Origin of the sequence: Muribaculum intestinale (assembly GCF_002201515.1) — a bacterium.
GTDB classification, from domain to species: domain Bacteria; phylum Bacteroidota; class Bacteroidia; order Bacteroidales; family Muribaculaceae; genus Muribaculum; species Muribaculum intestinale.
In genome coordinates this window covers 1,309,914-1,326,357 of record NZ_CP021421.1, presented here as the reverse complement: position 1 = coordinate 1,326,357, position 16,444 = coordinate 1,309,914, and the positions used below count along the sequence as shown (strand labels likewise).

Annotated in this window: 12 protein-coding genes and 1 pseudogene; 5 read left to right on the top strand and 8 right to left on the bottom strand. The window is 52.5% G+C overall.

The annotated features are described in order from the left end of the window. Positions 1 to 23: 23 nt before the first annotated feature. Positions 24 to 1,652, bottom strand: coding sequence for a SusD/RagB family nutrient-binding outer membrane lipoprotein (locus ADH68_RS05430; protein ID WP_068961699.1), 1,629 nt, complete (start codon positions 1,650 to 1,652; stop codon positions 24 to 26). A gap of 23 nt (positions 1,653 to 1,675) precedes the next feature. Continuing rightward, complete coding sequence (locus tag ADH68_RS05425; protein ID WP_068962160.1) at positions 1,676 to 4,720, bottom strand: SusC/RagA family TonB-linked outer membrane protein; 3,045 nt, start codon at positions 4,718 to 4,720, stop codon at positions 1,676 to 1,678. Positions 4,721 to 5,275: 555 nt separating this feature from the next. Here ADH68_RS05425 and ADH68_RS05420 point away from each other — a divergent pair. After that, a complete protein-coding gene (locus tag ADH68_RS05420; protein ID WP_068960103.1) occupies positions 5,276 to 6,376 on the top strand; it encodes an ISAs1 family transposase in 1,101 nt (366 codons plus the stop codon). Positions 6,377 to 6,873: 497 nt separating this feature from the next. Here ADH68_RS05420 and ADH68_RS05415 read toward each other — a convergent pair whose 3' ends face one another. From ADH68_RS05415 to ADH68_RS05405, 3 genes are all read right to left on the bottom strand, one after another. Continuing rightward, complete coding sequence (locus tag ADH68_RS05415; RefSeq protein ID WP_068961700.1) at positions 6,874 to 9,153, bottom strand: alpha-amylase family glycosyl hydrolase; 2,280 nt, start codon at positions 9,151 to 9,153, stop codon at positions 6,874 to 6,876. Between the two features lie 98 nt (positions 9,154 to 9,251). Next, the gene (locus ADH68_RS05410; protein WP_068961701.1) at positions 9,252 to 10,379 is read right to left on the bottom strand and encodes a hypothetical protein; all 1,128 of its coding nucleotides are present in this window, start codon (positions 10,377 to 10,379) and stop codon (positions 9,252 to 9,254) included. Positions 10,380 to 10,395: 16 nt separating this feature from the next. Then, positions 10,396 to 11,196, bottom strand: coding sequence for a protein kinase domain-containing protein (locus tag ADH68_RS05405; protein WP_068961702.1), 801 nt, complete (start codon positions 11,194 to 11,196; stop codon positions 10,396 to 10,398). 233 nt (positions 11,197 to 11,429) lie between these two features. Here ADH68_RS05405 and ADH68_RS05400 point away from each other — a divergent pair, with 233 nt between their 5' ends. The 4 genes from ADH68_RS05400 to ADH68_RS05385 are packed head-to-tail and all read left to right on the top strand — an operon-like array spanning position 11,430 to position 14,023. After that, positions 11,430 to 11,927: an RNA polymerase sigma factor gene (locus tag ADH68_RS05400; RefSeq protein ID WP_068961703.1), complete on the top strand. Its 498-nt coding sequence runs from the start codon at positions 11,430 to 11,432 to the stop codon at positions 11,925 to 11,927. A 17-nt stretch (positions 11,928 to 11,944) separates the two neighbouring features. Continuing rightward, positions 11,945 to 12,448 carry a hypothetical protein gene (locus ADH68_RS05395; protein WP_068961704.1) on the top strand — a complete coding sequence of 168 codons (504 nt, stop codon included), beginning with the start codon at positions 11,945 to 11,947 and terminating at the stop codon, positions 12,446 to 12,448. After that, positions 12,429 to 12,935 (top strand): DUF6108 family protein, encoded by a 507-nt coding sequence (locus ADH68_RS05390; RefSeq protein WP_068961705.1) that lies wholly within the window; start codon positions 12,429 to 12,431, stop codon positions 12,933 to 12,935. Before ADH68_RS05395 ends, ADH68_RS05390 begins: the two co-directional genes overlap by 20 nt. A gap of 32 nt (positions 12,936 to 12,967) precedes the next feature. Then, positions 12,968 to 14,023, top strand: a complete 1,056-nt coding sequence (locus ADH68_RS05385; RefSeq protein ID WP_068961706.1) for a hypothetical protein — start codon at positions 12,968 to 12,970, stop codon at positions 14,021 to 14,023. Between the two features lie 128 nt (positions 14,024 to 14,151). Here the strand turns inward: ADH68_RS05385 and ssb are convergent. From ssb to ADH68_RS05370, 3 genes and pseudogenes are all read right to left on the bottom strand, one after another. Beyond that, positions 14,152 to 14,478: pseudogene (gene ssb / locus ADH68_RS05380) on the bottom strand (single-stranded DNA-binding protein); the annotation flags it as partial. Positions 14,479 to 14,485: 7 nt separating this feature from the next. Beyond that, positions 14,486 to 15,283 carry a pyrroline-5-carboxylate reductase gene (proC, locus tag ADH68_RS05375; protein WP_068961708.1) on the bottom strand — a complete coding sequence of 266 codons (798 nt, stop codon included), beginning with the start codon at positions 15,281 to 15,283 and terminating at the stop codon, positions 14,486 to 14,488. 4 nt (positions 15,284 to 15,287) lie between these two features. Continuing rightward, complete coding sequence (locus ADH68_RS05370; protein WP_068962161.1) at positions 15,288 to 16,418, bottom strand: aspartate aminotransferase family protein; 1,131 nt, start codon at positions 16,416 to 16,418, stop codon at positions 15,288 to 15,290. Positions 16,419 to 16,444 lie beyond the last annotated feature (26 nt).

Genomic DNA, 16,444 nt, shown 5'->3' with positions numbered 1-16,444 from the left:
TGAGGAAAAAGCTGCTGAAAAAATTAGATGTTAGGCTTGGCCGCCCACCAGAGCTTTGTAGCCATGTTGTCGGGACCTCCGAGGAGTGTGTTTACAGCATTGCGTACGTTGGTGCTGTTGTTGGTGTATTCTTCCTGGGGGTATGGCATGCGCTGAGGGCCTTTGGCCGAGTCGACCACACCACCTGAGAGGTTGGCGGCAACGGGAATCAGGCTCGGATATCCTGTGCGGCGCAGGTCGGCCCAGGCTTCGTTGCCGAGAGTCCAGTTGGCAATCCACTTCTGGATTATGATGCGCTCCTGCTTCTGTTCTGCGGATGCCGATTCATCCCATTTTACGGTGACTCTGGGGAGAGAGCCCGACCATGGATTGGCCGAAGAGGGGTCGTAGTAGGTGGCGGGTACCGATGTGGCGTCGGCCATGTAATCCTCGGCTCCGCTTACGCCATACTGCTCAAACGATAGCGCGATACCGTTGTTGTAGAAGCTCTCGGCAGTGCCGCCCATGTTCCAGTTGAACACGGCAGCGCCTTCAGCGCGGAGGAATGCTACCTCGCTGGCTGTCATCCAGATTGTGGGGTCGGAGGATGATACACCGATCTGCGACATCTTCAGAGCCCATCCGTCGCGCTCATATGTCTCCCATCCGCGGCGCACACCTACATATTCGAGGGGGTTGCCGGCCGGGTCGGTCATGTATGAGCCGTCGGCGTTGGTCCAGCCCGAAGTGGTGAAGTATTCGGCACGACGGGGGTCGTTGTATCCGTTCATGTAGCAGATGAGGTCGGCCGAGGGGCGCGAGTCATTGCCGTAGTTCACGGTCGACATGTAAGTGGGATTGCCGCCGTTGGAGTAGTGTTTGTAAGTGGCGTTGGCGTCGACTGTCTCGATTACACCGCCGTTGGCCGGATTTACGGCCTCTTCAGCCATCTGCTTGGCTTTTGCGGGGTCGGCATAGGATATACGCAGGGCAAGACGCAGTTTAAGCGAGTTGGCGAAGCGTATCCATTTGGTGACGTCGCCGCGGTATACGTCGTCAATCAGCGGATTGAGCTGGGCGCCGCGGTTCTGGTTGAGCTCCTCGATTGCCTCGCCGAGTTCCTCGAAAAATTTGTAGTACACGTCCTGCTGGGAGTCGTAGGGGGTGAGGATGTTGCCGTCGTAGCCAATCTTGCTGTAGGGAATCGGACCGTAGCAGTCGGTGACACGGCTCATGGCGGCTACTTTCACCACTTTGGCGATGGCTGCGGGCACGGGGTTGCCCGATGTCTCGCAGTATCCTTCAATCATCGAAATGTTGGTGTATAGTGTGGGGATGATTGAGTTCTGGTTTGCCTCCATGAACACTCGGCTCCAGCCATTGGCTGGATTGTAGCGTGAGAATGAGGCGGTGAAGTTTCCGTTGCCGTCGGCGAAGTATCCTCCGAGTGTGCAACCCATGAGGCTCTCGACAAACTGGTACTGGTTTACGTCGTTTGACATCACGGTGTTGCAGATGTTGTACATCGAGGAGGAGAGCGCGTAATCGTCGGCAGTGAGATCGTCGGGCTCAAAGGGATTGCGGTTTATATCCTCGTATGCACCGGTACAGGCGGTTGCGGACAGGGCGAGCACACCTCCTGCGATGATGTTATATAATGAGTTTTGTTTCATTGTTTATTGCAATGTTGGGGGCGTTAGAAATTGAAATTAACGTTGAAGCCGAAGTTACGCAGCGACGGCATCATGAAGTTGTCCATGCCCTGGTAGTAGTTACCGGCTGAAGCTACAGCCTCGGGGTCGAAGGGAGCCTTGTTGTAAATCATCCAAAGGTTGCGTCCGACAAGCGATACGCGGATGTCGCATACGTTGGCAAGCAGACGGCGGGGTATGAGGTAGCTGATGGTAGCCTCCTGCAGGCGCACGTTGGTGGCCGAGTATGTGTAGTACTGAGGCACCATATCGCCGGATGCGATGGTTCCGTACCACTGTTCGGGATTTACATGGTCGCCGCCGTTGATTGACACGTAGCCGAGGTCGCGTGCGGCACCTGAAGCCTCCGACACTCCGTAGAGGTCGAGAATGGCCTGTGTGCGGGAGAATACGATACCTCCGAGACGAGCCGAGAACATGCAGCTTGCCGAGAGGTTCTTCCAGCGGAAGGTGTTGCTCCAGGCGAGGTTGCCCTTGGGGAGTACTGAGCCGAGTTTGATATACTCGGAGTTGTCCTTGATTGTGGTCTTGGATACGGCGCCGGTGTTGTCGACATAGATGTTGCCGTTGGCGTCGCGCATGAGGTCGACAGAAGAGTAGAGATCGCCCATGGTGCCGCCTTCACGCAGGATGAAGTGGGTGGCTCCGAGGCTGTTGCCGGCAGCAGGTTCAATCTGGTCGAGGGAGAATGTCTCGCCGGTGACGGGATTGATTACATTGCGAGCGAGTTCGCGTATTTTGTTCTTGTTGAACGAATATGTGAGTCCTGATGACCAGGTGAAGTTGCCCCATGTGTGCTCGTAGTTGAGGGCGAATTCCATACCCCAGTTGCGCACGTTACCGGCCTGTACATAGAGGTTGGAGTACTTTCCGACAGCGAGGTTGGGGTTGAAGGTCTGGTTGTATGTGTCGGCGAGATACCATGTGGCGTCGAATGTGAGGTCGGTGAGGAACCGGAAGTTCATACCTACTTCCCACGACTTGGTACGCTCGGGCTTGAGGTCGCTCATGGGATACTGTGTGAGCACCGACCATGCGCCGTTGACCCATTCGTATGTGGGGTTGGCGATGAAGCGGGGGAACGCGGTACCTACCGATGCCCATGAGGCGCGTATCTTCCAGAACGAGATGATTTCGGGGTTGAACTCGATGCCGTGGTCGGCAAACATCTGGTTCATAAGCACTGATACACCTACCGAGGGGTAGAAGAATGACGATGACTTGGAGTCGGGGCCGGCCAGCTGCGAGGGCCAGTCGTTACGTCCGGTCAGGGTCAGGTAGTATGTGTTCTTGTAGCCGAGGTCGGCGCTTGCATAGAGCGACTGGGTCTGTTCGCGCCATCCGGTCTGAGTCTTCGAGGGGCGGTCGTTGATATTGGTGATGGCGAAGAAGTTGGGGAGACCCACATTCATGCCCTCGTATGAGCCCTTGCCGTCGGAGATTGCTCCGTGTACGTCGAGCGACTCAAAGCGCATATCGGAGATTGAACCGCCGAAGTTGGCCTGTAGGTTGAAGTCGTCGCCGAGGTCTTTGCTGAATGAGGCGAGGAAGTCGGCATATATCTGTTTGTCCTTGTAGCGGGCTGTGCCGAACCATCCGTTTGAGCTGCCGTCAGACATGATTTCGTTGGTTGTGGCGTAGCGCTTGTCGGTGGTCGAGGTGTTGGAGTTGTCGATGCGAACTCGTCCGCTAAGGGTGAGGTAGGGGAGTACCTTGTACGAAAGGTGTGCTCCCAGCATGTAGCGGTCTTTGAAACTTTCGCGTACGTTGCGGTTGCTTACCCAGTAGGGGTTCTGAGTGGTCATGCCGTAGTCGCCATACTTCCAGTTCTGTACGTTGAGGTGGCGTGCCGGGTCGTATACCTCATACATCTTGACTTCGTCCCAGTCGTTGCCGCGGGGGAAGAGGTATGCGCCTACGATGGGGTTCATGTATGTACCCTGGTTTACCATGTTCCTATCGTTCTGATAGATGTAGCTTGCGTTGAGGTCAAGGGTCATCTTGTCGTCGAGGAATGTGGTGGTATTGCGGATGTTGAAGTTGTAGCGGTTGTAGCGGTCGTTGGGAACGATACCCTGCGAGTTGACAGCGGCTGCCGATGCGTAGGTCTGGCGCTTGTCATTGCCGGTAGAGAATGTCACGGAATTGGTTGTGACAAATCCGGTGTTGAGGAAGTCATCGGCCACGTCGTATCCCGAGTTGTTGTATGGAGTCATTCGCGCACCCCAGCTCCATGATGAGTTGGGATTGTATGCACCATTCTGTCCGGCACCGTAGGTGTTCTGGAAGCGGGGCAGAATCCAGGCCTGGTTCCATTCGGTGTTGGTGCCGACTGTGATTTTTGTCTTACCGGCCTCACCCTTTTTGGTGGTGATGACGATAGCACCGTTGGCCGCCTCCGAGCCATAGAGAGCGGCAGCGGCAGCACCGGTCAGTACCGACAGTGACTCGATATCGTCGGGGTTGAGGTCGGCTATCGGCTCGGTGGCGCCGGCAGAGCCGAAAGCACCTGTATCGCCGGTAGAACGTCCGGAGCGCATGGGCATGCCGTCGACAACGTAGAGGGCGTTGGATGACTGCATGATTGATTTGGTACCACGCATCACAACCTTCGAGATACCGCCAGTACCTGATGATGAGGCATTGATGTTGACACCGGCGACTTTACCTGCGAGAGAGTTGACAAAGTTGGCGTCTTTGTTGGTGGTGAGAAGATCGCCTTTTACCTGCTGCACGTTGTATGAGAGCGACTTCTGGGAACGCTTGATGCCGAGCGCTGTTACAACGACTTCGTCGAGAGTCTGGCTTCCGTCCTGCATGGTAACGGTCAGAGGGCCGTTGCCGTTGACGGTCACTTTGGCCGGGGCGAGACCGATGTAGGAGAATGTCAGAACGTCGCCCTGCCGAGCCTTGACGGTAAAGCGACCGTCAATGTCGGTAGTGGTTACAGCTCCTTTACCCTCGATTCCGACGGTAACACCGATAAGAGGCTCGCCGGTCGAATCCAGAACTTCACCGCTGACGTTCATCAGAGCGTCGCCGGCTTGCGCCGCGGTAGCTGATGTTGAGAGAACTTGATTGCTCTGCGCGTATAGCAACGGTCCGCATGCGATTGCGGCACTCAATGCTACAAACTTAGGATACATGAATCTAAAATTCATACCTTCATGGCATTTTTTAAATTAATAATATAGTAGTTTGCAAGTAATCGAGATTGGGAAAATCGATATAATTAGCACTGATGTTAAGATGTCTATAATAGCTTTTATAAGTATAGTCTTTCAATAATTCCGGTGTAAAAGAGTCTTTCGCAGTATGAAAAAATATCGCGAGGAAAGTTAAGTATTATAGGTGTGATTGAAATCCCACACGCATAATACAGATACTGACAGCGAAATCTCTTACCAAGAGATATTGAAATTTCTGCAAATATATATAAAATATTCGAATAAAACGCCATATGAGGTGAAATAATCAGGGCTGGCGCATGAGATTTAACTCAAATTCAGTCAAAAATTCACCTGATTATGTGAAATAAACTTTCAGATATTGCATATATTGCTGAAAATGGATATATTAGAGGTATGCAAATAGAAATTTTCAGCAAAGTAAAAGACCCGCGTGACTTGGGCAAGGTTAAACATGAGCTCGAGGATGTGCTCCGAATGGCACTCATCGGCGTGTTGTGTGATTGTGAGGACTGTGACGACATATCGGATATGGTTACAGACCGAGAGGAAGAATTCAAGGCCGCCGGATTGCTGAAGCTTAGCAACGGCGTCCCGTGTGGTGACACGATACTTCGTGTTGTAGAGTCTGTCAATCCCGCTCAGCTCCGGGCAAGTCTTGATTGCTGCCGAGGCCACATAATCGAATCCCTGTGCGGCAATCAGGTCATCATTGACGGTAAGAAACTGCGGGGTGAAAATCCCAGGAGTCCCGGATGCCACGGACTGTATATCCTCAATGCGTGGGTATCTGAAACAGAAATCTGCGTTGCCGAAAAGCCGGTGGATGGCAAGACCAACGAACTTACGGTTCTGCCGTCCGTATTGTCCTCTTTATGGCTTACAGGGGCATTGGTTTCAGTCGACGCAATGGGGACCCACCGTAATATCGCAGAACAGATCATGCTCCAGGGCGGCGACTATCTGATGGCGCTTAAAGACAATCAGCCGATACTCAAGAGCTTGACGGAAAGTATCTTTAGTAGGACTACTCCATTATCGGTATACACAACCGAGGAAAAGGGGCACGGAAGAGTTGAGAAGAGAACCTGTTCAATTATGGATACGACACTTTTGGAACAGGAGGGAATGTACGAGAAGTGGCCCGGTCTTAAACGTATCATAAAGATGGAGCGTGAGCGTACTGAGAACGGTGCCCGCTCGCGTGAAACAATCTACTATCTCAGCAGCGTGGAGAAAGATGAGGCTTCTTACTATGCGATGCGTATTCGTGCGCACTGGGGTATCGAGAACAAACTGCACTGGCATCTCGACGTGACGTTTCGGGAAGATATGTGCCGCGTACGCGCCAAGAATGGCGCTGTCAATTTTTCAGCGATGCGCAAGTATGCATTGGAAATGCTTAAAAAGCAGAACGATAAACTCAGCCTTAAACGAAGACGCAAAAAATGTATGTGGAGCACTGAATATCTGTACAAAGTCTTTAAGGATAGTTAAATCTCATGCGCCAGCCCTGTGAAATAATGAAAAATTATAACGCTTATATCCGTCCATTATCATAATAATGGATTCTTGAATTGACTTTTTTAGGCTGTAAATTGGCTATTATGAGTCGTTTATGGAATGTTGTGCATCTCTTGGTAAGAGATGCACAACATCTTATAGGGATACTCCGGTTGTTGCATAAGAACATATATACAGACTGACTAAATAAAAATACCCCTGCCACAGTTTACTGTATTGCGGCAGGGGTAATTATGTGTATATGTCTATGGTCAGTATATTACTTTGTATGCCGCTGTGCCTTGCCGGCGGATTACAATTTGGCCGGGAACCGGTGCGGCAATCTGCCGGCCCTGGAGATTGTAGTAAATTATCGGATATGCGCTGTCGTAGTCTGATGGTATTTCGTCGATGGCCGATGACACATCTTCGCTACCGTATACTGCAAACGCACCCGGCTCAAGAGCGATGCTTCCGTTGGCGATTGCGGGTTAGGTGTTGTGGCTTGCTGCAAGCAATCGGAGAGATGACGCGTCGCCGGCTTCAGAGGGTATGAATATGTCGATTGACTTGTCGACAAGCGGGTTGACGGCAAGCAGTAGCTTCTTGTCGGCGTATGAAAGGAGTATGGAGCGACCTTCTGCCCATCCGTTGAGAAGTATGGTGGCGGATGATTCATTGCCGAACAGCTCGGGGTTGGCATCGCGCAGGGCGAGCAGGTCGCGGTAGGTCTGGCACAGTCCGGCATTATTGGCGTTGTTGAGATTGTTCCATACCACGAGTTTTGGGTTGGTATTGTTGGAGCCGTCGGTATTTTTCGTAGTCTGGTTGGCGCCGAATTCCTGGAACTGCCATATCATGTGTGGGCCGGGAGTCATAAGCATCTGTGCGGCCACAGATCCGAGACGGCGCATACGCATGGCATAATTATTTTTGACTCCGTTGGCGCCGTATTTCATCTGCTTGTATGCCATGCGTTCTTCGTCGTGGCTTTCAGCATAGCTGACGGTGGAGCCGCGCATTCGGCCGCCGTCGGAGGGTGAGAAGAACCGGCTCAGCGAGGAGTTTTCCTCATAGCCCATGGCAAACTGGCACGCAGAGTTGTTGATATTGGCCCAGTTGAGATCGCCGTCGGAGGCAAGTGCGTTTTCTTCCTCGGCTCCGGCAAGGTCCTCGTTGATGAAGTAGGCGGTGGGGTCGACATCTCTGACAGCTGCATGGAGGGTGACCATTCGTGCTATGCGTGAGGTGTTGTATGCGTCGGTGCCCGGGCCTGATGGTGTGCCCCAGGTATTGGTGGCTTCGTTGTATGTGTTGCCGTAGGAGTCGTTGTCGCCAAGGCCTTTTACGAGGTCAAATCTGAATCCGTCGACTTTGTATTCCGTGAGCCAGTAGCGCAGAACGTCCTTGAACTGCCGCTGCACCAGTTCGTTGTTCTGATTCCAATCGTTGAGCACTGAGTAGGCGTGTGGTGATGTACCGTTGTAGAATTTCGACAGAACCATAGGATACATCAGATACCAGGGGTGTAGTCCGGCTGTCTGGTTGAATACCACGTCGAGCACTACGGCCAGCCCGCGGGCATGGCACTCGTCGACGAGGCGCCGGTAGTCGTCGGGCGTCCCGTAGGCTTTGTCGGGTGCGAAGTAGAAGTTGGGGTTGTAGCCCCACGAGTTGTTGCCGTCGAACTCCATTATCGGCATCAGTTCTATGCCGTTGACACCAAGCTCTTTGATATAGTCGAGTCTGTCGATAAGGCCCGATATGGTGCCGTTGCCGTTGGCCTTTCCCTCGGTCCCGGTGAAGTCGCGTATAAGCACTTCGTAGAGCACGAGGCTCTCCTGCGAGGGGCGGGTGAATGATGCCGTCTGCCAGTCGTATTTGCCGGCGTCAGAGTTATATACGGCTACAGGAACAGATGAGGACACTTTCTCGGACGGAAATACGGGCATGTCGGGGTAGACGGCTGAAGAGATGTACTTGTCGTTGTTGCCGTCGAGCACAAGGCGTGCATATGGATCACCCACTGCGGTCTGTCCGTCGACTATATAATAATATGTGTAGTCTTTTCCCGCCTCAAGGCCGTCGACCGAAGTCCAGAAGTATCGAATGCCGTCGATGTCGGTATAGTGCATCTGCTGGTCAGGTACGATGGCGAAATCATTCCAGGAGCCAACGAGCTGCACCATGTTTTTTTCGGGTGCCGGGAAGCAGAATATTGCAGAAGAGCCGTCGGACGAGGGGGTTGCTCCCGGTTGCGGGTCGCCGTCGGGATACTGTCGCATGTCGGGTGCCGGAAATCCGGACGGGAATACCGTCAGTGATATGTCGCCACCGTTGATTGTCTTTCCCTGGGAGTCGGAACCTGCGGCATCGCGGAACACGAATACCATGTTTTTAATCTCTACTCCGGCGGGCACTCCGTAGTATTGCCTGATATCTGGTATGTCGAGGGTCCATGTGCCGGAGCCTTCCGCCTTGAGTTTGTATTTCGCGGAGTTGTCGGGCCAGGTTGGTGCGAAAGTCCAGTCGTCGGGTGTAGCCGATTGCGATGTGATGAGACCGGTGTGGGCGTATACAGCGGTTGATGCCGGTAGCCCGGCCATGCCGCGGTTGCCCCAGTCGGCATGGAATGTGATTACTATATTCTTTGTGTCGGCAGTGATTATTGCCGGACTGGTAGTGACCACCTGCGCTCCGGCGGTCGGCGGCAATATGCCGAGCGATGCGAAAAGCCAGATGGCTCCGCATCGTAGATAACTGTTTTTCATTGCTATAAAATAAACTATCGTAAAATTTAGAATCCTATTGAGACGTGCGAGTCAATGATGACTCCTGAGGGGAGGCGGAGACGGTAGGCGTGAGAATATCAGATGGGTTTTCTGAATGCAGCGCGGCGGCGGTGGAGACGCTTGTCGAAGAATTTCCATTGCTGCTGCACATTCTCGTTTTCGGCCAGTTCGGGATTGGTTTCGGCCCAGCGTACGCGGTTTTTGATATATGTCGGCAGAAGGTCGGTGAAGAGTAGAGAGTTGACACCCTTGCTCTGGTATTCGGGTGATACGCCTACGAGCAGGAGGTCGACAGTGTCGTTGTAGCGGTACATAGCTTTGAGCAGATGGTACCATCCTGTGGGGAAAAGGCGTCCGCGTCCTTTCTGCAGTGCCCGCGACATCGACGGGAGCGATATGCCTACGCCGACGAGTTTGTCGTCCTTGTCGATGATTAGGCTTACATATTCCAGTTTGAGAATGGGGAGGTATATGTCGATATAATATTCAATCTGGCGACGGGTGAGCGGGGAGTAGCCGTAGAGCTTGTCGTAGGCTTCGTTAATCAGTTCGAAGAGCGCCTGTCCGTAGTCGGCTTTGATTTTTTTGCCTGAAGTGTATTTGAGGGTGCGTAGTCCGTACTTGCGGCGCACGATATCGGCAACTCTCTGCAATTGGTCGGGCACTTTGTCGGGCACCGATATACGGTATTCGACCCACTCGACATCTTCGGTGAAGCCCATGCGGCGCATGTGGCGGGGGTAGTATGGATAGTTGTAGATAGTGGCCATTGTACCCATCTCGTCGAATCCGTATGTAAGCATTCCTTCATGGTCGAGGTCGGTGAATCCGAGCGGGCCTACCATAGAGTCCATGCCGTGGGAGCGTCCCCACTCGGCTACGGTGTCAAACAGTCTGTCGGCGACCTCGTCGTCGTCGATGAAGTCGGTAAATCCGAAGCGTACGTCGCGTTTCCCCGAGCGTTCGTTTACCTGGTTGTTTATGATTCCGGTAATTCTCCCTACTGGTTTTCCGTCGCGGTAGGCCATCCATGATTTTGCCTTGCAGAAGTCAAATGCCGGATTCTTGGATGGAGTCAGTGTGTCGACATCGTCGCCTATCAGTGGCGGCACAAAGTATGAGTTTCCTTCGTAGAGATCAATCTGGAATTGTGTATATCGGGTTAGTTCGGCCTTTACGGGCTTTATTTCGCGTATTTCAATCATACTTCGTCGGGGTGAGTTACATACGTGTGATGTTAAGCCATGTCAGCAGGCATATCATCGCTATGAGGAATATAATCAGGAATGTGTACACCTGGTTGCTGTTGCGCCGTTCAAATGCGAGGTGGAGGTCCTGCACGTCACGGTAGCGTTTCGTCGGGTCGGGGTCCTTGCATCGCTGTGCGATTTTGCGCAGCTCGGGCAACTTGGCGGGAACATGGTCGAGCACTTCGTCGAGCACACATCCGTAGCGGTATATATCTTCCGAAGCATCGGCCGGCTCAAGGTGCTGCCGCTGGTCGAAACCTACATCGATTAGTTTGAGATTACCTATGTTTTCGGTGAAGTATATGGTTTCGGGGCGGATGGGGTGGTGCACTATGTGGTTGCTCTGTATGTAGTCGATAGCATCGACCAGTTCGTGCTGCAGCTTTTCGAGGATTTCCGGTGTGATGCGGTTTTCATCGATAAGTTTGCGCAGTGAATCGCCGTATACGTCGTCGGTGATGATGCATCGTCCGAGGGTGGGCACTTCCTCGAGGTCGTTTATCATCACGATATTGGGGTGTGCGAGGTTGTAGCGTACGTCAAACTCCTTTTCGAGCATCTGGCGATACTCTTCCTGCGATGCGTATTCCGGCTTGAGAGTTTTGAGCATAACCCACCGGCCATACTTCTTTGCAGTATATACAAGATAGTATTCCTCCTCCCATTCGGGGAGCAGTGTAATCTCGGTCCATTTTTCCGCAGCCGATGGTTTGGTGTGTTCGGTTGCGTTCTCTTCCGGTTCGGCCGGTATTTGCTGTTTATCGGTGCTCATAGAGAGCAAAGTTACAAATTTCTTCTGTAAATATGCCGATAGTAAAAGGCGGAAGTCATATCGACTTTTTCGTATTATGCATTTTCTTAGGAATTTTGGGATGTTTTCTCTTCGATTCAGCTGTATTTTGATGCGAATTCTATAAAAATTTTATCCGGTGATGTTACATACGGCAGTCGCTTCCGTTAAAGATAGTGAAGGCGCAACATAGCGCGTCTGAAATATTGCGAAAAGTGAGTACCGATATACTGACATCCACATTTGAGAGACTGCGCCTGCGTCTGCGGGGCATCGCAGCAGGCATTGCCGGCGATATTGACGCCGATGATGCGCTTCACGACGCGTTTTGCGGTCTTTGGGCGCGTCACCGCGATGTGGAGTCGTCGGTAGAGGCGATTAAGCTCAGCTATGCGGCTGTGCGTAATTCTGCGATAGACCTCAGGCGCCGTGCCAAATCTCATCCTATGGTATATCTTGACGAGGGCGGCTATGCTGCCGAATCGCCGGAATATGCCGAGCGAGAGCGGAGGATTACGTATCAGGCTGTGCTTGAACTGAGCCGTCGCGTGCTGAGCGAACGGCAGTTTGAGATATTCAATCTTCATGACATTGAGGGTGTGGGATACGAAGAGATTGCCATGCGCCTGTCGATGTCGCAGGAGAGTGTGAGAATGGCGCTCAGCCGTGCGCGCAAGGCTATACGCGAGCTGTATCGCCAAGGAATAATTTAATGCTGAATTACTTACTTATGGATAAAGACTTAGATGAACTGTCGCTGATAATCAGGCTTGGAGAGCGCTATTTCGATTGCTCTTTGTCGGATGCCGAAGAGGAGTTGCTGAGAGATATGCTCGGCAGGACACGCCTGTCACATCCTGCGATTGACGAGCTGCGGGCCTTGACAGGATTCCGCACGAACGTAGGCCTGCGCTCTTCAGAGAGACGCTTAAAGGGGCGTGTAAGGCTTGTGTCGGGCGTGGCGGCCGCCTGTGTCGTAATCTTTTCGCTGGGGCTGTATACAACTGTCACGCGCCGTGCATCGGCGATTTCAGCGCCTGCCGATGTGACGACATGTGTGGCATATGCCGGAGGCAAGCGTATCACCGACCAGGAGGCTATAATAAGGCTGCTGGGAGAGGACATGAGAGAATTTACACGTGATGTGCGGGCCTCCGAGGAGTCGTTCAGCGAAGAACTCAGCGATGTGGCGCGTATAATCGACAATATAGAGAATGAATACCCAGAAATATAACCGTGCTATGAAAGGAATAATACGACTGTTGATATTGTTGACAATATTGGTGTGTGGGAATGCATCCGCGCAGACCGGAATGCATATCAACAATGTGCTTGGCGGGAAGTATGTGAGCGATCCGTCGGTCACTGAAGTGATAATGAGCGGCGAACAGAAGTTTGTGAAAGCGCATGGACTGTCAAATCTGGCTACATTCCGGGGCGACTCGGAGACCTACGCGCCGATATTGCAGCCTCTTGTGCTTGCCGACGGCGCAAAGTCGATAGGGCGAAATGTGAGATATAAGGACGGTAAACTGCAGTATGCCTTCTTTATGCTTCCGGTGACTATTGTCAACGGCAAGAAGACCAACCGGTATCTGTATTATCTCAATAATCCTGACGGCAACAAGCCGTCGGTGATGATGATTTACTTTGACGGGACACTTTCGCGTACAGACGCGGAGGCCGTTATCTCTAAATTGTCATCATTAAATGAAAATTAAGTAACTGTTCCAAATTATTTTATATTACGTATATGTGTTCTTCGAACTGCAAAATCATACTCACATTACTGTCGTTGATATTCACAGTATTTGTTGCCCGGGCTTCCGATATCCGTGAGGAGATGCCTGTCGATACTCTCCTCAATGCCTCGTGCGCAAGCAGCATTGCCATATCTTATGCTCCGGAGTCTACTTCCATACAAGTGAACAATATCAATGGCACCGACGATAATTTTTACTTTAAGTCGGGTAAGGATCATATGCGCCTGACACTTGGCGCCTCGGGGCGTACGAGTGTCAACTGTTCCGATATAACGAATGTAACCATTGTTGAGAGCCGTACTGCACTGTGTGTCGAGTTCACTACATGCGACGGAGAGACTGCAAGTTACGATTTTGCCTTTGTCGATCCCGACAACCGCTCTTTTACATCGTATGTCGGACGACGGGCGAGCGATTTCGGATTTACAATCTCTAAGACGGGAAGAGTTACATGGGAATGTGTGTCGCAGGGACTGGGAATCGGATGGGTAGATGCCGTAAGGGAGAATCCCGAGACGGGCACTTCGATGTGGCGCAGCTATGAGTTTACATGGCTCATGACTCTGGGCGTGCGTATGAGCTGGTCGCGCCATCATTCGCTGGCGTGCGGACTGGGACTGCATTGGCAGAATTTCCATACAAGGAAGCCCTGGTACTTTCATAAGAATCCCGACGGACGCATCTCTCTTGAGCCGTATGACGAGGGTGTGACCAATCATCGTTCCCGCATACAGCTGTTCTCTCTCCAGGTACCATTCATATATTCACTTTCATTCGGTCATAAGGAGCGTGTGTATGCCAAGATTGGTCCGATAGTATGTTTCAATGTCGGAGGAAATATCATGACAGAATATGATTATGAGGGACGGGAATACTCGATAAAGACCGGGCGTATCGGTCAGCGTCCGGTGACGGTCGACGGTATATTCAGCATGGGGTACGGAGGTATAGGTGTGTATGTGCGCTATTCGCCGATGTCGAAGATGCGCACATCTTCCGGACTCAACTTCGGCTCGCTCTCGACCGGTATTGTCGTGGCGTTCTAAGAAACTGTTTGTTTTGTTGAATTAAGATTAATTGGTTTATATGGGATTCATAAAAGACAATCGGTGTACAGGGTAGTTGAGGTCCTGCACACCGATTGATGTTTTGTGTCTGCGGATTATTGGCGCGGAGGCGCGAGGATTTCGAATGTGTCGACGATAATCTCGGTCACGTTGCGCTTGATGGTATTTCGGTCTTCCCAGACTCTTGTGCGCAGTTTCCCCTCGATATACAGGCGGGTGCCTTTGCGTATGTATTTTTCGGCAGTCTCTGCAGCGCCGTCCCACATGACAATCCGGTGCCACTCGGTGCGCTCCGGAATCTGTGCGCCCGATGCGCTGGTATAGGCGCGCTCAGTGGTGGCGAGAGTGAATGTCGCTACCGGCCGGGTCTCGACATAGCGTATTGTAGGGTCGACTCCGACGTTGCCGAGTAGTATTACCTTGTTTACTCCCATATTGCCGTCAGTGTTTTACCGATGCTCGCAGGCCCTTGATTACGGCTCCCGAGAATCCACTTTCTTCCATTGCGTTTAGTCCGCGTATGGTGAGTCCGCCGGGTGTTGTAACTTTATCGATTTCGCTCTCGGGATTGGCTCCGGTCGATTCGAGTAGCTCTACGGCTCCGCGCATGGTCTGGAGAAACCATTCCTTCGCCTTGTCGGGGTAAAGACCCTGCTCTACGGCTCCTTCCGATGCGGCTCGGATGAATCGCATCACGTATGCTATGCCGCAGGAGCATAGAGCCATGGCTGCACCAAGCTGTTGCTCGGGAATGACGGCGGCAGTTCCAAGCCGGTCGAATATGTCGGTTACGGGCGATATGCGGGCCGGGTCGGCATCGTCGGCATGGCAGATGAATGTCATGCTGCGCCCGACGGCCATTGCCGTGTTGGGTATCGCCCGTACTATAGTGCGTCTGGATGAGTAATTGCGCAGGATGTTGTCGAAGTCGGCCAGCGATACTGTGGCTGCGAGGCTTACGAGTGTCTGCTGGCGGAAGTCGATACGCGGGGCAATCTCCTCGACAACGGATTGCACAAGCCAGGGCTTTACAGCAAGTATTATCACGTCGGCTTCCTTGACAGCCGCTGCATTGTCAGTGTCGGTAGTTATTCCCGGGCATGCGTCGGCGATACGGTAGAGTGTTGCCTGACGTGGTGATGTCACGGTTATATCTGAGGCCGGTATGAAACCTGTCGACACGAGTCCGACAGCTATTGCCGAACCCATGTTGCCTCCGCCGATTATTCCTATCTTCATAATGTCAGAGTGCTGTAAGAGCCCTGCGGAATCTCTCGAGGAAATCGTCGGCCTGGGCTATGGTGAGTGTAAGCGGCGGAAGCAGGCGCACGATGTCGGTCGACGCCGCGCCGGTGAATACGTGCTCTACATTGATGAGGTGGCGTCGGAGCTCTTTGACTTCGAAAGGCATCTCAATACCTATCATCAGGCCGAGTCCGCGTACCTCCTTTATTTCCGGCATCTCTTTGAGACGGTCGATGAGATATTGACCTACTTTAGCCGCGTTTTCAACGAGGTGTTCCTCCTCGATGATGTCGAGCACGGCAATGGCTGTGGCGCATGCGAGATGATTGCCTCCGAAGGTTGTGCCGAGCATTCCGTAGGATGGCTTGAACATCGGGGATATCAGTACTGCGCCCATCGGGAATCCGGTGGCGATACCTTTGGCGCATGTAATGATGTCGGGGCGTATGCCGCTGTACTGATGAGCGAAGAATCGTCCGGAACGACCGTAGCCCGACTGTATCTCGTCGAGAATCAGTACGGTACCATAGCGGTTACACTCCTCGCGCAGCACGCGGAGGAAGTCGGCTTCGGGTATGCGTATGCCGCCTACGCCCTGTATACCCTCGATAATGACAGCCGCCACATCGCCTTTGGCCAGCTCGTCGCACATGGCGTCTATGTCGTTGAGCGGCAGGAAGGTCACGTTGTTGTTGGAGTTGAGCGGGGATACAATCTTCGGATTGTCGGTCACCTCGACTGCGGCCGACGTGCGACCGTGGAATGCACGGCGGAATGCCACCACACGCTTGCGTCCTGTATGGAATGAGGCGAGCTTCAGCGCGTTTTCATTTGCCTCCGCTCCTGAGTTGACCAGAAACAGAGAGTAATCGTCGTAGCCGCTGATTTTGCCGAGTTTTTCGGCAAGCTGCTGCTGGAGCGGGTTGATTACCGAATTGGAGTAGAACATCAGCTGCGATGCCTGCTTCTCTATAGCCTTTACGACGACAGGATGGCAGTGTCCTACGGATACTACCGCATGTCCGCCATATAGGTCAAGGTATTCAGTTCCGTCGGCATCATATACGTGGCAGCCGCGGCCTTTGGTTATCTCTATGTCGAAGAGTGGATATACGTCGAAAAGATTCATGACTGAAAGTGTTTTGTTGCCGGACA

Excerpts from the sequence above, each read along its gene's own strand:
- ADH68_RS05395 (WP_068961704.1), top strand. The coding sequence starts at position 11,945 with ATGGATAAAGACTTAGATGAACTGTCGCTGATAATCAGGCTTGGAGAG.
- ADH68_RS05420 (WP_068960103.1), top strand. The coding sequence starts at position 5,276 with ATGCAAATAGAAATTTTCAGCAAAGTAAAAGACCCGCGTGACTTGGGC.
- ADH68_RS05390 (WP_068961705.1), top strand. The coding sequence starts at position 12,429 with ATGAATACCCAGAAATATAACCGTGCTATGAAAGGAATAATACGACTG.
- ADH68_RS05415 (WP_068961700.1), bottom strand. The coding sequence starts at position 9,153 with ATGAAAAACAGTTATCTACGATGCGGAGCCATCTGGCTTTTCGCATCG.
- ADH68_RS05430 (WP_068961699.1), bottom strand. The coding sequence starts at position 1,652 with ATGAAACAAAACTCATTATATAACATCATCGCAGGAGGTGTGCTCGCC.
- ADH68_RS05370 (WP_068962161.1), bottom strand. The coding sequence starts at position 16,418 with ATGAATCTTTTCGACGTATATCCACTCTTCGACATAGAGATAACCAAA.
- ADH68_RS05385 (WP_068961706.1), top strand. The coding sequence starts at position 12,968 with ATGTGTTCTTCGAACTGCAAAATCATACTCACATTACTGTCGTTGATA.
- ADH68_RS05410 (WP_068961701.1), bottom strand. The coding sequence starts at position 10,379 with ATGATTGAAATACGCGAAATAAAGCCCGTAAAGGCCGAACTAACCCGA.
- ADH68_RS05425 (WP_068962160.1), bottom strand. The coding sequence starts at position 4,720 with ATGAACGTCAGCGGTGAAGTTCTGGATTCGACCGGCGAGCCTCTTATC.
- proC (WP_068961708.1), bottom strand. The coding sequence starts at position 15,283 with ATGAAGATAGGAATAATCGGCGGAGGCAACATGGGTTCGGCAATAGCT.
- ADH68_RS05405 (WP_068961702.1), bottom strand. The coding sequence starts at position 11,196 with ATGAGCACCGATAAACAGCAAATACCGGCCGAACCGGAAGAGAACGCA.